This window comes from bacterium, from assembly GCA_020444325.1.
Taxonomy (GTDB): domain Bacteria; phylum Bacteroidota; class Ignavibacteria; order SZUA-365; family SZUA-365; genus BM516.
On sequence record JAHLLD010000010.1, the window covers coordinates 83,676 to 100,473 of the forward strand.

The following is a 16,798-nucleotide window of genomic DNA, read 5'->3' on the forward strand; positions in this document are numbered from 1 at the left end:
TCTCTGCTCGCACACGAATGTTGCTATGCTCCCGCGTCGCTGCCGGACAGTTGGAGGTGCGCGCGGATGAAGGAGACGATGACATCAACCGCGGCAGCATTTTCGCCCCCGTGCGGAACGATGAGATCCGCATGCTGCCGACTCGGAGCCACGAATTGTTCATAGCTGGGCCGCACGGTACTGAAATACTGCTCGCGCACGGAGGCCAGGGTGCGTCCCCTCTGTTCGATATCCCTCTCCATCCTTCGAATAATGCGCACATCCGCTTCGGTATCCACGAACACCTTCAGTTGCATGTGCTCCCGCAGCGCCGTTTCCGCGAGTACGAGAATACCCTCGACAAGAATCACGGGATGGGGCTGCAGGGGACGCGTTTCCACCGTACGCCTGTGCGTGGAAAAATCATAGACAGGCTGTGCGACGCTGCGTCCGTGATAGAGATCCGCCAGCTGTGCAGCACACAGTGGGGTTTCGAGTGACGAAGGGTGATCGTAGTTGATGCGGGCGGGATCTGATACGGGCATGTCGTCGAGGTCGCGATAATACGCATCATGCTGAAAGAGCATGGCATGCTCGGCGCCGATTTCCGCGATGATGCGGTGACAGAGCGTGGTTTTGCCTGAGCCGCTCCCCCCCGCGATGCCAATGACCAGAGTTTCCCGCATGCCACATTCTCCTATTTCTGCAAAAACGCCTGGATGTCGGCGATATCCTGATCCGTCAGTTTATCCCGCGAGAAAAACGGCATGGAATCATTGCCACCACGAACGGCGGCAGGAACGTGTTCGGCTTTGCGTTTGACGATGCGTACGGCGGGACCGAGTCCGGTATCATGACAGGGACCACAGGCGCGGTCGAACATGACTTCGCCCCTGGCGGCATCACCGCGGAGTTTTGTAATTCCCTCGAGTTCTTTTTCAAATGTATCCTCGTCGAAATCCGCATCGCCCGGCCAGGTCACCGCTTCCCAGCTCAGCTTCGGAGGTTCGTTTCCGGGGGACACGTAGGCGTAATACGCCATGAGCGCCCGGGCATCGCTTTCTGAAATTGCATCCTCGATACCGCTGCCCTTTTCCTGGTAGAGGTAGGCACACTTTGCGGCACCGGCGGCGGTACGGCGCAGGCCATCGCCGCTGAATTCCCCATTCCACGCTTCGACACGCTGATGCGCACCGAGGATGCTGTGTCCGGGACGAATCCGGTCGTCATTCGCGAGAGACTCATCGAAATCGGCATGACAATCGATGCATGCGATCTCCACCTCTCCGTAACTGCGGTTGCGGAAAATCTCCTGTCCCTTTGCCGCCAGTTCCTCCTGCGACGCGCTGTCCATGCCCTCGCCGCTGCCTTCACTGTCACTTTTCTGTGATCCGCATGCGGAAAACAGCAGAAGCATTGCCATCAGAAAAAGCGGTGTTTTCATATCGCCTCCTAACCTTGCGATCAAGTTCCTGTAATCTTATTTCGGCTCCCACAGTTCGCCCTCGCAGGGAATATGGTCCGCACTCACATGCTCATCGAGCTTGGAGCAGAGAACGCCCGTCGGTTCGAAATACCGGCAGGTGGAGCACAGTGTCCCCTCCATCACACTGGCCGTTTCCTCCCTGTAGATGCGGTATTGCACCTGCATCGGGTGAAGAACGACAGCGTAGAGCAGGAAGACGATAACGATCCACCACCAGGATTCGAGACGCAGCCAATGCACGTTTTCGATGATGAAGTAGGAAACGACAATGACAATTGCTGCGCGGAAGATCGCCCAGCTGACGATGCTGCCAATGGTGTTGGTGTAGGGACGGGAGGTATTGTTGTCCATCTGTGCGCCTGCGACGCAAGCGGGGCTTGCGCGTCGTGGGAATATCTGATAAGTTGATTTTTTCCTTTCTCGTTGTAAAATGTTGTTTGCACTGCGGAAATCCAACTCTATGCGACTCTTCTCAACATCCCGTCAGCGCTGGAAACCGGCATGGACCTATGACGCCGGCGCGCATGTATGGCGCTTTGTCTTCACCGGCGATGGACGACTGCTCGGAGAGGCCCGGGATACCGATGCGCGCACAACCACGTTTTTCTGCCTCCGCGAGGCCGATGGTTCGGTGGTATTCGAGAAATTGCGCAGTGATGAGGAATGGTGGGTCGGCTTCGAAGCAGTGGAAGGCAGCCGCTTCTACCTGCACGGCTTTCGCAAACCCGATATGCCGCAGCATCTTGGGATCAGAGCGCATGACCTTGATACCGGAGCACTGCTCTGGCGCAACGACGACCTGGCCTTCGTGCTCGCCCGCGGGGATGCGGTGTATGCCACGCGCGAAGGCTTCGGGGGACTGGAGTTTTTCCGCCTCTCCCCTGAAGACGGCAGCGTCATTGAGGACATGGGACAGGACACGGAAAGCATAAACGTGCTGCGCGCCCTGCTCAACGAAGAGGAAGACTTCAGAGGCTACCGCTATCCCGAGCCGATGACTGCTGCACATCCCGGCTCGGAGGACGCCCGCAAGACGCTGCAGAAACTCGTCGATCCGTCGCGTGTCATCGGGACGCTCGATGCGCTGGTCGAAGACAACCTGCTGCTCGCTGCATGGCATGAAGCCAAAGCACCATCGAAGGGAGCAGCGGACAATGGCTCTGATGCTGCTCTCCGACAGCAGTTTCGTGCTGTCTCCCTTGACGGGAAACAGACCCTGTTCGAAGACATCATTCTCGACCACGCGGACGCGCCGGGGATGGACAGTTTCTTCCTCAAGGATTCGCAGCTGATGTATATCAAGAACAGGCGTATTCTTACCGCACACGACCTGAACGGAGTACCCTCATGACCGTAGTGAATGATTCACTCGACATTGAAACCCGTGGCGATGGGGACATGATAGACCTCACCGACCGCCTCACCCTTCTTCTGCAAAAGCAGAAAATGAAACGCGGGCACATGCTGGTGTTCGTGCCCGGTTCAACAGCGGCGCTGACGACCATCGAGTATGAGCCGGGATTGAAGAAAGACTTTACGCTGCTCATGGATCGTCTCGTGCCAAGGAATGCACGCTATTTCCATGAGGAGACCTGGAACGACGGCAACGGACACGCACACGTGCGAGCGTCCATGCTCGGTCCGAGCCTGGCCATACCGTTCGATGCCGGGAAAATGATGCTGGGCACCTGGCAGCAGATCATCCTCATCGACTACGACAACCGACCGCGATCCCGCTCACTGGTCGTGCAATTCACCGGAGAATAGGCGGCATGCCACAGAACTCGATTATCGAACACGGACGGGAAGTCATCCGCATTGAAGCGGAGGCCGTACGAGCGCTGCAGGATAAAATCAACGAGGATTTCGCCCGCGCAGTGGAAATGATTTACGCGAGTCCCGGCCGGGTGATCGTCACCGGGATTGGAAAAAGCGGACTGATCGCGCGCAAGATCGTCGCAACCATGAACAGCACGGGCACGCCCGCCATCTATCTGCATCCGGCAGACGCCATACACGGGGATCTCGGCATGGTACGCAGCGAAGACGTCGTCCTTCTCATTTCGAAAAGCGGCAACACCGAAGAACTCAAGCAGATCGTCCCCATTTTCCAGCGCATCGGCGTGCAGCTGATTTCCATCCTGGGCACGCTGTCACCTTCCACGCTCTCTGAGGTTTCTGATATCGTGCTCGATGCAGGAGTGGAAGAGGAAGCCTGTCCCCACAACCTCGCCCCGACAGCGTCGACCACGGCGGCAATGGCACTGGGCGACGCCATCGCGGTGGCCCTGCTGCACAAGCGGGAATTCACGGCTGAGGATTTCGCCATCTTTCATCCCGGCGGAAGTCTCGGCAAGCGCCTGCTCCTGCGTATCGATCAGATCATGACGGCTGGAGAAAATCTGCCTGTCGTGCATCAGGCCGTGGCGCTCAAAGACGCCATACTCGAAATCACGAGCAAGCGTCTCGGCGCCACCTGCGTGGTAGATGATGATGGACAGCTGGTTGGCGTGATTACGGACGGTGATCTCCGCCGTCTGCTCGAGCGCGATACCGACCTCACCGCGTTGCTGGCCGTCGATGTCATGAACTCCAGGCCAAAGACGATTGTGCCCCGCACCCTCGCCTCCTCCGCACTCGAACTGATGGAACAGCACAAAATCACCCAGCTTATCGTGACCGACGACAAGCGCATTCCCCGCGGCATCGTGCACATGCATGACCTCGTCCAGCTCGGTCTCGGGTAGGAAGTTTCCACTATGCGACAACCTTTTCTCGATCGCCTGCGCAGTGGCGTCATCCTTTTCGACGGCGGCATGGGGACAGAGCTCTACCGCCGCGGCGTATTCATCAACAAGTGCTACGACGAACTTAATCTGAGCGACCCTGCCCTGGTCGAACAGGTGCATCGAGACTATATCGAGGCCGGTGCCGATGTCATCGAAACAAACACCTTCGGCGCGAATCCGACCAAACTGCGTGCGCATGGATTGCTCGATCGCATGGCGGAGATCAATCGCAGGGGTGCGGAAATTGCACGTAGCGTTGCGGGCGACGAACACTATGTCGCAGGAAGTATCGGTCCCCTCGGCGTACAGATGGAACCACTCGGACCCCTTTCCCGTGAAGAAGCGCGTGATCTCTTCGCGCAGCAAATCCGCGCACTGTGCGAAGGCGGCGTCGATCTTTTCGTCCTCGAGACCTTCATCTACCCGGAAGAACTGCAGCAGGCCATCCTGGCCGTGCGTGAAGTCTGCGACAAACCCGTCGTTGCGCACATCACCATCAATGATGACAGCACGTCGCTCACCGGCGCGCGTCCCGAAGTGCTGGTGGCTGAACTGGCGGCGATGAAACCTGACGCCCTCGGCGTGAATTGCACGGTGGGACCCAGCGTCATGCTCACGTGGCTCGAGCGGGTGCGGGAAATGACGGACGTCCCCATTTCCATCATGCCCAATGCCGGCAAACCGAAGAACGTCGACGGCCGGAACATTTACCTGACATCGCCGGAATATCTCGGCACGTACGCAAAGCGCTTCGTACAATACGGCGCACGCCTGATCGGGGGCTGCTGCGGTACGGCACCGGAGCACATCCGCGCGATGCGCAACGCCATCAGTGCCTATGGATTCAAGGACAGCGACAAGGTCGAGCGCAAGGAAGACGTTACCGCTCCTGTTGATGTGGATGTCACCCCGCAGGCGGAGAAGTCGCGTCTCGCGCGGAGGCTGGCTGATGGACATTTCATCAGCATGGTGGAGCTTGTCGCGCCGCGCGGCATTTCGGCCGAGAAGGAAATCGACAAGGCCAAGAGGCTGTTTTACTATGGCGTCGATGTCATCAACATTCCCGACGGTCCACGCGCAAGCGCACGCATGTCGGCCATGGCGCTCGCGGCCAGCATTCAGCGCGAGGTCGGCATCGAGACCGTGCTGCATTACGCCTGCCGCGACCGCAATGTCATCGGCATTCAATCGGATCTGCTCGGTGCCTGGGCCCTCGGTATTCGCAATATCCTCGCTGTCACCGGTGATCCCCCGAAGCTCGGAAATTATCCGGATGCAACAGCAGTGTTTGATGTCGACAGTATCGGTTTGGTGAATATCATCAACCGGCTCAATCACGGACTCGATATCGCCGGGAATCCCATTGGTCCCGCCGCAGGCATGCATATCGGCGTGGCCGCGAATCCGGGCGCCCTGAATATGGACCAGGAACTGCGCCGTCTAGACTGGAAGGTCGAAGCGGGGGCGGAATTCATCATCACCCAGCCGGTATTCGATCTCGATGTTTTCTATGCGTTCAAAAAGCGCATCGAACATATCGGCATTCCTCTTATTGCCGGGATATGGCCGCTGGCCTCACTCCGCAATGCCGAGTTCATGAATAATGAGGTTCCCGGCTGCGACGTCCCGGACTACATCATCGAGCGCCTGCGCAAATACGCGGATCAGAAAGAAGCCGGCCGCGCCGAGGGCATCGCGATCGCACATGAAACCCTCGAACAGATCCTCGACCAGATTGCGGGCGTGCAGGTATCCGCTCCCTTCGGACGCATCGAAACCGTCATGGAAATTCTCGAAGGCGTCCGTCTCCGCTGATCATCATTTGAATTGAAGTTTCACTTAAAGGGTACTTTACAATGCCCTTATTTTTCATTACTTTTGCGGCATGCCACCGTATGCCTCACCACGACAACGACGACAGCCAAAACTGATCCGTGTCCTCAAAAGCAGGACGTCGAGCATCCTTGTCGCTGCTGTTCTGGTGATCGTGCTTTACTTCCTGTTCAGCACGAAGGGCTTCATCAGCAGGATGAATATCGAAAGTGACCTGGCGGACGAGCGAGCGCGGGTGATTGAGCTCGAGAGGGACATTCAGCGGTTGAAGCGTGAGCGCGATCTGTTGCATGACGACAAGGCCACGATAGAGCATGTCGCGCGCGAGGCGCATGGCATGATCAAGAAAGGTGAAATCGTCTACCGCATTCTGCCCGCGGAGGAAGAGAAAAAGAAATGACAACCATAGGCATCGACATCGGTGGCAGCAGCATCAAGGCGGCGCTGACCGAACCCGGTGCGTCCGTCATCGCGAATACCCGTCGACCCACACTGGCCGACGGTGATCGTGACGCAACGCTTGGTCAAATCAACGCATGCATTGAAGAGTTGCTCTCAGAAGCTTCCGCACGCGACATTGATGTGCAGGGCATCGGGGTTGGCGTGCCCGGGACCATAGACATTGCAGCCGGTGTGGTCTATCATCCCCCCAATCTCCCCGCATGGGAGGAAGTGCCGCTTGCAGAGATTCTCCGTGAAAAATGGGATCTCGAGGTGCGCGTCGATAACGACGCCAACTGCGCCGCGCTCGGCGAAGCGCATTTCGGAGCGGGGAAAGCGCATACGGATTTCATCGGACTGACGCTCGGTACCGGCGTGGGATCGGGCATCATTCTCAGCAATCACATCTATCACGGGCAGCGCGGCTTTGCCGGTGAGTTCGGACATATCAGCATCGACTACAATGGCACGCAGTGCAACTGCGGCAACTTCGGCTGCATCGAGGCCTATGTCGGTATCCACTACATGATGCACGAGGCCATTCCCCTCCTTCGCCAGGCACCGCATTCTCCGCTGCATCATCGTGCCCTGGAGAAAAATTCGGATTTGCAGCCGCACGACCTTTCCACCGCGGCGGATGCGGGAGACGAGGTAAGTGCAGAAATACTGCGGCGGGCGGGACGACGTCTCGGCGTCGCCATCGCCAGTGCGGCAAATCTGCTGGACATCACCGTGTTCATCATCGGTGGAGGAATCTCAGCCGCCGGTGACCTGCTTTTCGATGCCATCCGCGCAAGTGCAGCCGAGCGCGCGCTCAAAGTACACCGCGACGATTTCATTATCCTCCCCGCCGAACTCGGTAACGACGCCGGCATGCTCGGTGCTGCTTCCCTCCTTCTCTGAAACGCTTTCCACTCGAGATTATGCACTTTCTGCATATTCCTATGCCAGGGTTTATGCACTTTCTGCATAATTCGTTTTGGCGCGGACTCCCCACTACTCTTCTTCGTCTTCGTTGCGTTCGCGGTATGCGATTTCCGCATAGCGAATGAAATGCTCCTGGCTGTTGACGGCCTTGTTTTCCTCGGGTTGGGGACGACGCACATACCTGCCGTCGGATTGGAGGATGTAGTTTTTCACATTATCCGCGAGATAGGTCGGGATGATGTGATTGAGGATGCGGTCCTTGATTACATCCTGTTCGACGAGGAACATGGCTTCAACGCGGCGATTGAGGTTGCGCGGCATCCAGTCGGCACTGCTGAAGTAGACTTCGGGCTGTCCGGCATTTTCGAATACCATGACGCGCGTGTGTTCGAGAAAACGACCGACAATGCTGGTGACACGGATGTTGTCGCTGAGTCCGGGTACACCGGGTTTAAGGCAGCAGATGCCTCGAATGATGAGATCGATCTGCACCCCCGCCTGGGATGCGCGATAGAGGGCCCGAATTACCTGGGCGTCAACGAGTGCGTTCATCTTCACGATGATTCGTGCGGGTTTCCCGGCGCGCTGATTCTCCATTTCCCGCTGAATAAGGGCGAGCGTTTTCTGGCGCAGGGAAATCGGCGCCACGATGATTTTGTTCCATTGCGTCTGATGGGAGTAGCCGGTCAGATAGTTGAATACGTTCGTGGCTTCGAACGCCATATCGTCGCGGCTGGTGAGAATACCGAAATCGGTGTACAGACGCGCCGTGGTTTCATTGTAATTGCCGGTGCTCAGATGCGCGTACGTGGTGAGTCCCTGCCGTTCGCGACGAACGACGAGGGCCAGTTTGCAATGCGTTTTGAGTCCGATAATGCCATACACGACATGGACGCCGGACTGCTCGAGCCTCCGAGCCCAGATGATGTTGTTTTCCTCATCAAAGCGCGCCTTCAGCTCGACGAAGGCCGTGACCTGCTTCCCGTTTTCTGCCGCACGGGCCAGCGCCTTGACGATATTGGAATCGCCGCTGGTGCGGTAGAGTGTCTGCTTGATGGCGAGGACGTCAGGATCGTCGGCAGCCATCTCGATGAATTCCACGACTGAACTGAAAGAGTCATACGGATGATGGAAGAAAATATCCCGCTCGCGGATGCGTGAGAAAATATTGTGATCGCCCCGAAGTTCTTCCACGATGCGTGGGGTGAACGGTGTATCCTTGAGGTTTTTCTTGGGAAGCTTGACCAGATCCATGAAATCCGCCAGGTTGAGCGGTCCTTCGACGCGATACACATCCCTGTCCTGCAGATGCATGGCGTTTTGCAACATGCGGCAGACGCCCTGGGGCATGTCGTGATCGACCTCGAGGCGAACGACGGCGCCCCAGCGGCGGCGGCGAATCTGTTCTTCGATGGTCTTGAGCAGATCCGAGGCCTCATCGTCCGCGATCTCGAGATCGGCATTCCGTGTAACACGAAAACGCCACGCATCACGCACCTGCAGTCCGGGGAACAGCGCGTTGGCATTCGCCGCAATAATTTCACCGAGCAGCACGTAGTGATAGCCCCCCTTCTGCACGGGGATGCTCACGAGGCGTGGGACCACAGGTGGAACCTGGACGACGGCGATGCGTTCTTCCTGCGTAATGGAATCGAAGACGGTGATGACGAGATTGAGCGACCGGTTGAGCAGATGCGGGAACGGGTGGCCCGGATCGATGGCCAGCGGCGAAAGCACGGGGTAGACATGCTCCATGAAGTAATTTTCGCACCAGCTGCGGCTCTTCGCATCGAGCTTCTCATAGCGATGGAGAAAAACATCTTCCTGCTCAAGCCCGGGTTGAATCTCACCCAGGAAACAGGCAGACATCTCGCTGTTCATGCGGCATACGCTGCTGCGAATCGCCTCGATAACTTCTTCGGGTGTCATCCCATCCGGCGGGAGGTCCGTCACGCCGAGTTCAATCTGCTGCTTGAGTCCCGCAACTCGAATCATGTAAAACTCATCGAGATTCGACGCGGTGATGCCGAGAAATTTCAGGCGCTCCAGAAGCGGGATGCTTTTGTCCAGCGCCTCGTTGAGCACACGCCAGTTGAAATCCAGCCAGCTCAGTTCCCGGTTGAAATATACTTCGGGTGCATAGAGGTCATACTCACGTGGTGCGTCTTTTCCCTGCGCCTCTTCTTCCTGCAAACGATTGTCCGTCGCCTCGTCCTGCGCCTGCGCATGCAGATGATGGATGTTCGTTCTTGTCGAAGTCTCGCTCATCGTCAGGTTCGTCCGTTTTTGGTCAATTATTGAAACATAACAAAATTTCCCACCCTTGTCAGCCCCTAACACGTATCTAACAGGCAGGATCCCTGAAACACGCATTTCCAACAGCACTGATTTTCACGGCAACTGAATCGCAATTATCTCCGCGAAAATCCGTTTGAATCCGTAACATCCGTGTTCCCGCTGCTGGTCCTGATTGTTTTTTCACCGGATTGTGCCGATTTTAGAAAATTCCATTGTTTTATCCATCATTGACACTATCCCATGCTCGTTCATCAATGCACCATAAAGGAACCGGTCTCCTACTCGGGCACCGGACTGCACACAGGCGCCCAGTGCACCATCACATTCAAACCGGCTCCTGAGAATTACGGCATCCGTTTCGTACGCATCGATCTCGGCGGGAATCCCGAGATTCCGGCCATCGTCGACTACGTCGTGGATGTCTCCCGCGGCACGACGCTGGGACACGGCGACATCAAGGTTTACACCGTCGAACACGTCCTTGCCGCAGTGGCGGGACTGCAGATCGACAATCTCATCATCGAGATCGACGGCATCGAACCCCCTGTTGGTGATGGCTCGGCAATCCCCTTTGTCGAGGCACTGCAGCGTGCAGGCATCGAGAAGCAGGAAGCGCCGAAAGACTACCTGATCATTGACCGCGCCATTCAATTCTCAAATCCTGATAAGGAAATCGACATCGTGGCACTGCCACTCGACGATTTCCGTATGACGGTGATGGTGGATTACAAAAATCCCGCCCTGGGTAGCCAGCATACAGGCATGTTCAATCTCGACGAATTTGTCAGCGAATTCGCCTCCTCACGCACCTTCTGTTTCCTGACCGAAGTTGAGGCGCTGCATGATGCCGGACTCATCAAGGGCGGCAGCCTCGACAACGCAGTGGTCATCGTCGATCGCGAGGTAGAGGAAGCGGACCTCGATGCCATCGGAAAGAAGCTGAACCTGGATCAGAGCATGCATCTCAATGATCACGGTTTCCTGAACGACATCAACCTGCGGTACAAGAATGAACCGGCGCGTCACAAGCTTCTGGATCTGCTCGGTGACCTGACACTCGTCGGCGTCCCACTCAAGGCACAGATTCTGGCCGCGCGTCCCGGCCACGCGAGCAACGTCGAGTTCGCGAAAATGATTCGCAAACTCTATCTCGAGAAAAAGCTGGTGAAAAAATATCAGCACGAGAAAAAACAGGGCGTGGTGTTCGACATCAACGCGATTTCCGAGATTCTCCCGCACCGGTATCCCTTCCTGCTCGTCGATAAAATCGTCAGCCTGGAAATCGACAAGAAAATCGTCGGTATCAAGAACGTGACGATGAACGAACAGTTTTTCCAGGGACATTTCCCCGGTCAGCCCGTCATGCCCGGCGTTCTCATTATCGAAGCCATGGCGCAGTGTGGCGGCATACTCATGCTCAACAGCATCGGTGACGTGAAAGACAAGCTTGCACTGTTCTCCACCATCGACAAAGCGAAGTTCCGTCGTCCCGTCGTCCCCGGCGACCAGCTGGTCATGGAAATTGAAATGATCAACAAGCGGCGGAATCTGATTCAACTTCGTGGAAAGGTCTTTGTCGAAGGTGAACTGGCCGCAGAAGCGGAAATGATGGCCGCCGTGGTGGACAAGCAGAAGAAAAAATCCAATTCGAATTGATCGCATTCACAACGCAAACCAGATACGAGTTTTATGCCAACCATTCATCCCAGTGCAATCGTCGACAGCAAGGCTGAGCTTGCGGACAATGTCGTCATCGGTCCCTTCACTACCGTGGAAGGAGATGTTTTCATTGACGAGGGAACACGTATTGATTCTCATGTGCGCATCGACAACGGCGCACGCATCGGCAAGAACTGCCATATCCACCAGGGTGTCGTCGTCTCCACGCCGCCACAGGATTTGAAATACGCGAACGAAAAGACGGAATTCCATCTCGGTGACAACTGCACCGTGCGTGAATACTGCACGCTGAACCGCGCCACGACGCATTCGTGGAAAACGGTAGTCGGAAGCGATTGTCTGCTCATGGCCTACGTGCATGTCGCGCATGACTGCCAGATCGGCGAAAAAGTGATTATCGCAAATTCCGCGCAAATGGGCGGACATGTCATTATCGGAGACTGGGCGATTATCGGCGGGCTTGTGGCCCTGCATCAATTCTCACATGTGGGTGCGCATTGCATGATCGCAGGCGGGACTAAAGTCGTGAAGGATGTTCCACCGTACGCGCTCGCCGGTTCATGGCCTGCAAAGTTCGAAGGACTCAACAGCGTCGGGCTGCGCCGCCGCGGTTTCTCGCGTGACACCATCGATGCAATTGACCGCACCTACCGGGCCATTTACCGCCAGGGGATGAACGTATCCCAGGCCGTTGAGTGGGTGAAAGAAAACATCGAGGATATCCCTGAGGTCCGTCTGATCACCGATTTCATTGCCAACAGCAATCGGGGCATTCTCCGTTTTGCCGGAACCGTGCGGTAACACCACGCCCCTTTCGCTGATACATCATTGCGGGCACTGCCCGCTTCATTTCACAGGAATTTTCCATGTCTCTGCTGAACATTGGCGTCGTCGGACTCGGTCACCTCGGCGCCCTGCATGCCAAAATGCTTGCACAGGCGGAGGGGGCAAACCTCACCGCCGTCTTCGATACCGATACTGAAAAGGCCGCCGCCATCGCCACCGAGTATGGAACGCGGGCAGCCGACAGCTATGAAGACCTTCTCGACAGCGTGGATGCGCTGAGCATCGCCACACCGACATCAACACATTTCGATATTGCCTCCGTCGCCATCCGTCGCGGCATTCCTGTCTTTCTCGAAAAACCTATCACGGAAACCGTCACGCAGGCGCGCGACCTCAACGCCCTCGCCGCTGATCATGGGGTCATCGTGCAGGTGGGACATATCGAGCGCTTCAACCCCGCCATCGTCGCTCTGGACGACTACAACATTGCCCCGCTGTTCGTTGAATCCCATCGCCTGGCGCAATTCAATCCGCGAGGAACCGATGTCGCCGTCGTACTCGACCTGATGATTCACGACATCGACATCATTCTCTCCCTGGTGAAGAGTGAAGTGAAATCGATCGACGCGAGCGGTATTGCCGTGGTTTCAGAATCCGCCGACATCGCGAACGCGCGCATCACCTTCACCAACGGCTGTGTCGCCAACATCACGGCGAGCCGCATTTCGCAGAATCGCATGCGAAAAATGCGGCTCTTCCAGAAGAACGCGTATCTCTCCATTGATTTTCTGCAGGGACTGGCTGAAGTCTTCCGGCTCGTAGACGTCGACGACGCCGATGTCTCCCCCACCTACATGCTGGGAATGATTGACCAGGGCTCGGTCAAGCGCAACATCGTGTACGAGCAGCCCCCGGTGCCGAAGGATCACAACCCCCTGAAGTATGAACTCCAGCTCTTCGTCGACGCCGTTCGCAACGGCACGCAGCCGATCGTCGACGGACTCGCCGCCCAGCAGGCGCTCGAAGTCGCCGAGGAGATTGTGCGCAAGATCACCCCGCAAAGCTGATCTCAAATTACAAATGGCAGATTGCAAATTGCAGATGGCAGATTGTCTTTCTGTAATCTGCAATTTGCCATTTGATATCTACTTGAAGCCGCGGCGGCGTTCGATGATGTGGTAGGCTTCGTTGATCTCCATGGATTTTTTGGAGGCCGCGGCCTGGAGATCGGGTCCCAGTGTAGCAACACGGTCCGGATGGTACTGCCTCATGAGATTGCGGTAGGCCTTCTTGATTTCTGCTTCCGTCGCATCAGGTGTCAGTCCGAGCACACCGAAATAATACACATCATCCTTTTCCCCCGGCTTGTGCTTTCCTTCCTTGTGGCTGCGCTGGCGACGCTGCTCTCCCCCGGAACCTGAATGCCTGTCTCCTGATGTATCCTGCCGCGACTGCTCTTCCCCTGCCTCCCCTCGTTCTGCATTCCGCAGCTCCTCATCAAAATCATGCAGATCCTGATCCTCTTTTGAAAATGAGTCCACAACATCATTGATGCGGCTCTTGAGTATACGATTGAGACGGCGGAGGATCTGGGAGTAGCTCATATGGATTGCAGATTACAGATTACAGATGGCAGATCGCAAGTGTTGTTGGAGCGGGGATTGCATCCCCTGGTGTGTACCCGGGTGCTTACCATGACGGTGGAGGCAATCCCTGATTGGCCATGGAAAGATAGAAAAATTGAAAGATGGAAATATCATATCCGGACAGCATGTTTCCATCTTTCGATATTTCCATTTTTCGATGCAGAAACGGATCACTCGCCCAGGAGGGGGAGGAGGCGGGCGAGGGCGACGATGCCAGCGGTTTCACCGCGGAGACGACGGGGACCAAGACTGAGGATATCCGCTCCGTGATCGCGCAGCAGTGCGACTTCATCTTCGCTGAAGCCGCCTTCGGGTCCTACAAACAGGGCGATGGGAGTGTGGTCCCAATCCAGAGTTTCCGGCCTGGCATCAGGATCAGCGCTTTCATGCAAGAGGACAAGCCTTGACGCTTTATACTCTGCCGTAGCGCTGCTCAAATGGGTTGCATTGCGCACGGAGGGAATGCGTCCACGCTGGCACTGTTTCGCCGCCGTTGCCGCAAGCTTCTGCAGGCGATCGGATTTCACGCTTTTCGCCACGGTCCGCTGCGTATGCAGTGGGACAAAGGAGAACATGCCCAGTTCCGTGCCCTTCTCCACCAGCCAGTCCATTTTATGATGATTCTTCAGAATCCCCTGGCACAGCGTCACTTGCACCGGAGGTTCATGATATTCTTCGTGCAGTTCCGTGATACGGCAGTGAGTCTCGTCCCGCCCTATGACCTCGACCACCGCCTCAGCGACACGCCCGTCTCCCTGCGACAGCAGCACATGCTCACCCTCACGCAGCCTCAGCACGCGACTCAAATGCTTATGCTCCTCATCCCGCAGCACGGGGGTGGACAGGCTCTGGGTGTGGAATAGGTGCATGGGGTGCAGATTACAGATTACAGATTACAGATTACAGATTACAGATTACAGATTGCAGATTGCAGATTGCAGATTACAGATTACAGATTGCGCACTACAATGCGCAGGTGTCAAGGTAGCGGATGAAGCCTGCGATTTGGCGGCTTATGCTTTTCGCTCTCTCGACAAAGTCCTTATGCTCGGTATCAGAAATGTACTGCAAGCGTCTCGCCAGATGGAGCATGGATCTCACCTCACCAGCGGATCCCTTGGCGACACGTAGAAGATAACGAAACTCCTTTTTTGAATCCCTCTCATAGCCTTCAGCAATATTATTTGTTATCGATGTTGCTGCTCTGCGTATCTGGTCCAGAAATGCAAAATCCCTCCGAACGCGAGCAGTCTCCGAAAGGGTGTAAATCTGATCACAAAATTCCATACCGGCCTGATATACTGGCAATTCTTCAAACTCCCTATACATTGCACCTCCCAAATAATCGATCCTGAAACTTGAAATCTGCGATCTGGAATCAGGGATTGCTTCCCAAAAGCTGACAGACTTCGGGGACACCTCACGGGAAGCAATCCCCGCTCCTGCCGGGTTTGTTATCTGTAATCTGAAATCTGTAATCTGAAATCCTACCTCCCCCACCCCGATCATATTTCTATTATTCCATTATTCCATCTTTCCATACTTCGTTCAAGGCATTAATCCCATCACAGAATATGCCAAGCGTGGCAGGAAGAGCATTAGAACGACGTACCGACATCTATGATCCATTCGCCGCGGCGGGATTCGGACCAGGCGCGGTCGATGCGAAGGACGATGCCGTAGGGGAAGAGGAAGTGGAGGCCGGCGCCGTAGCCACGGGGCATGTCGCTGAACTCGGGACGTTCATCTTTGTTCCAGACGGTGCCGACGTCACCGAAGAGTGCGGCGTAGATACCGAGTTTCCAGGTTTGAAACTGACGGATGGGGACTTGCGGAACGTGGATGTAGAAGCGCGGGAGGATGGGGATGCGCAATTCGAGGAAGGCACCGGCGGAGTTCTCGCCTTCGATTTCCTCGTAGAAATGTCCACGGATGCGTTCGGAGAATCCGAAATACTGGTGTTCGTAATTGGGGATGGCGGGACCGCTGTTGAGCCGGGCGAAGGCGCGCATGGCGAGGGAGAGATCGCCGTAAAGAAGTTTGTACACGCGCGCATCGGCCTGGTATGAGAGCATGTCGACCATGCCGATACCGAAGCCTTTCTTCGCGATGTAAACAGAACCGTAGATCCCGCTGGTCGGATACTCAATCAGGTTGCGGGTGTCATGACTCGCGCCGAAACCGACGGTCAGGTAGCGATCGATGCCCATGTCGTTGATGGTGCGTCCGGTGCGGTTCTCCGTGACTTCGATATAATTGTACGCGGCGAAGAGCCAGATGCTTCGGAAGGCATCGAGACGTTTGCCCAACATCTGCGAGGCGGAGTAATGGATTTCATCGAAGTTGGGCCCCTCCCCTTTCGATTCCCTGCTCTTGTTGACGACTTTGGACCAGGAAAAACCTGTCTGTGTAAAAAGCTGATCGTCGCCGAAAATCCACGGATTGGAATAGCTCAGAGAAACCCATGGATTGTACCCGAGCACGAAGCCGCCGAAGATCTTCTCGTTGCGTCCACGGAAATTTTCATGCTTGACGCCGAGTCCGTAATACCAGTGATCCCAGTTGCGGTCGACGATACCGACAAGTGGAACGGGATAAAGGAACCATCGCTCGTCCACTTCGATCAGGAGTATGGTGCTGTCCATCGGCGGCCAGGTAATTTCGACGCGGTTGAACAGTCCGAGGCTGTAGATGCGGGATTTCGCGAATTCGATCTCCGCGGTGTCGATGGTGTCGCCGACCTGCAGAGTCACTTCCCGGAGGATGATTTCCGGTTTTGTGACGCGGTTGCCCATGACAGCGAAGCCTGTGATCACGGGAGCTGATGGTGGGGACGGGGTGTCATCGTCCTGCGCGAGCACCACGCCCACCTGCAGTCCGAAGCCAACCACAATGCATGAGAGAAGAAAACGACGAAGACTCGCTGCCACCCT

At 56.2% G+C, this 16,798-nt stretch carries 17 protein-coding genes; 9 read left to right on the plus strand and 8 right to left on the minus strand.

Features of this window, described 5'->3' with window-relative positions:
- Positions 1–23 precede the first annotated feature (23 nt).
- Genes udk through KQI65_13245 form a run of 3 tightly spaced genes read right to left on the minus strand, consistent with a single transcriptional unit; the run spans position 24 to position 1,816 of the window.
- Entirely contained in the window at positions 24–665 is a 642-nt protein-coding gene (gene udk, locus KQI65_13235; GenBank protein MCB2205702.1) for a uridine kinase, read from the minus strand.
- An 11-nt stretch (positions 666–676) separates the two neighbouring features.
- A complete protein-coding gene (locus tag KQI65_13240) occupies positions 677–1,423 on the minus strand; it encodes a cytochrome c (GenBank protein MCB2205703.1) in 747 nt (248 codons plus the stop codon).
- 36 nt (positions 1,424–1,459) lie between these two features.
- Positions 1,460–1,816 (minus strand): hypothetical protein, encoded by a 357-nt coding sequence (locus KQI65_13245; protein ID MCB2205704.1) that lies wholly within the window; start codon positions 1,814–1,816, stop codon positions 1,460–1,462.
- Between the two features lie 109 nt (positions 1,817–1,925).
- Between KQI65_13245 and KQI65_13250 the strand changes: the two genes are divergently transcribed.
- From KQI65_13250 to KQI65_13275, 6 genes are all read left to right on the plus strand, one after another.
- Positions 1,926–2,816 (plus strand): DUF4905 domain-containing protein, encoded by an 891-nt coding sequence (locus KQI65_13250; GenBank protein ID MCB2205705.1) that lies wholly within the window; start codon positions 1,926–1,928, stop codon positions 2,814–2,816.
- Positions 2,813–3,232 (plus strand): secondary thiamine-phosphate synthase enzyme YjbQ, encoded by a 420-nt coding sequence (locus KQI65_13255; GenBank protein MCB2205706.1) that lies wholly within the window; start codon positions 2,813–2,815, stop codon positions 3,230–3,232. Before KQI65_13250 ends, KQI65_13255 begins: the two co-directional genes overlap by 4 nt.
- Before the next feature lie 5 nt (positions 3,233–3,237).
- On the plus strand, positions 3,238–4,212 hold the full coding sequence (locus tag KQI65_13260) for a KpsF/GutQ family sugar-phosphate isomerase (GenBank protein MCB2205707.1): 975 nt from the start codon (positions 3,238–3,240) through the stop codon (positions 4,210–4,212).
- A gap of 12 nt (positions 4,213–4,224) precedes the next feature.
- Complete coding sequence (locus KQI65_13265) at positions 4,225–6,069, plus strand: bifunctional homocysteine S-methyltransferase/methylenetetrahydrofolate reductase (GenBank protein MCB2205708.1); 1,845 nt, start codon at positions 4,225–4,227, stop codon at positions 6,067–6,069.
- 70 nt (positions 6,070–6,139) lie between these two features.
- Positions 6,140–6,487 carry a septum formation initiator family protein gene (locus tag KQI65_13270; GenBank protein ID MCB2205709.1) on the plus strand — a complete coding sequence of 116 codons (348 nt, stop codon included), beginning with the start codon at positions 6,140–6,142 and terminating at the stop codon, positions 6,485–6,487.
- Complete coding sequence (locus KQI65_13275; GenBank protein MCB2205710.1) at positions 6,484–7,431, plus strand: ROK family protein; 948 nt, start codon at positions 6,484–6,486, stop codon at positions 7,429–7,431. The genes KQI65_13270 and KQI65_13275 overlap by 4 nt, the downstream gene beginning before the upstream one ends.
- Before the next feature lie 93 nt (positions 7,432–7,524).
- Here the strand turns inward: KQI65_13275 and ppk1 are convergent, their stop codons facing one another.
- Positions 7,525–9,723, minus strand: coding sequence for a polyphosphate kinase 1 (gene ppk1 / locus KQI65_13280; protein ID MCB2205711.1), 2,199 nt, complete (start codon positions 9,721–9,723; stop codon positions 7,525–7,527).
- A 270-nt stretch (positions 9,724–9,993) separates the two neighbouring features.
- Between ppk1 and KQI65_13285 the strand changes: the two genes are divergently transcribed.
- The 3 genes from KQI65_13285 to KQI65_13295 all read left to right on the plus strand — a co-directional run bounded on the left by KQI65_13285 (position 9,994) and on the right by KQI65_13295 (position 13,286).
- Complete coding sequence (locus tag KQI65_13285; GenBank protein ID MCB2205712.1) at positions 9,994–11,409, plus strand: bifunctional UDP-3-O-[3-hydroxymyristoyl] N-acetylglucosamine deacetylase/3-hydroxyacyl-ACP dehydratase; 1,416 nt, start codon at positions 9,994–9,996, stop codon at positions 11,407–11,409.
- Positions 11,410–11,442: 33 nt separating this feature from the next.
- Entirely contained in the window at positions 11,443–12,234 is a 792-nt protein-coding gene (gene lpxA / locus KQI65_13290) for an acyl-ACP--UDP-N-acetylglucosamine O-acyltransferase (GenBank protein MCB2205713.1), read from the plus strand.
- 65 nt (positions 12,235–12,299) lie between these two features.
- Positions 12,300–13,286, plus strand: coding sequence for a Gfo/Idh/MocA family oxidoreductase (locus tag KQI65_13295; protein MCB2205714.1), 987 nt, complete (start codon positions 12,300–12,302; stop codon positions 13,284–13,286).
- Between the two features lie 78 nt (positions 13,287–13,364).
- Here KQI65_13295 and KQI65_13300 read toward each other — a convergent pair whose 3' ends face one another.
- The 4 genes from KQI65_13300 to KQI65_13315 all read right to left on the minus strand — a co-directional run bounded on the left by KQI65_13300 (position 13,365) and on the right by KQI65_13315 (position 16,795).
- On the minus strand, positions 13,365–13,823 hold the full coding sequence (locus tag KQI65_13300; protein ID MCB2205715.1) for a J domain-containing protein: 459 nt from the start codon (positions 13,821–13,823) through the stop codon (positions 13,365–13,367).
- Between the two features lie 212 nt (positions 13,824–14,035).
- A complete protein-coding gene (locus KQI65_13305; protein ID MCB2205716.1) occupies positions 14,036–14,734 on the minus strand; it encodes a 16S rRNA (uracil(1498)-N(3))-methyltransferase in 699 nt (232 codons plus the stop codon).
- A gap of 94 nt (positions 14,735–14,828) precedes the next feature.
- Positions 14,829–15,374, minus strand: a complete 546-nt coding sequence (locus tag KQI65_13310; GenBank protein MCB2205717.1) for a four helix bundle protein — start codon at positions 15,372–15,374, stop codon at positions 14,829–14,831.
- Between the two features lie 89 nt (positions 15,375–15,463).
- Positions 15,464–16,795: a BamA/TamA family outer membrane protein gene (locus tag KQI65_13315; GenBank protein MCB2205718.1), complete on the minus strand. Its 1,332-nt coding sequence runs from the start codon at positions 16,793–16,795 to the stop codon at positions 15,464–15,466.
- Between the last annotated feature and the right edge of the window lie 3 nt (positions 16,796–16,798).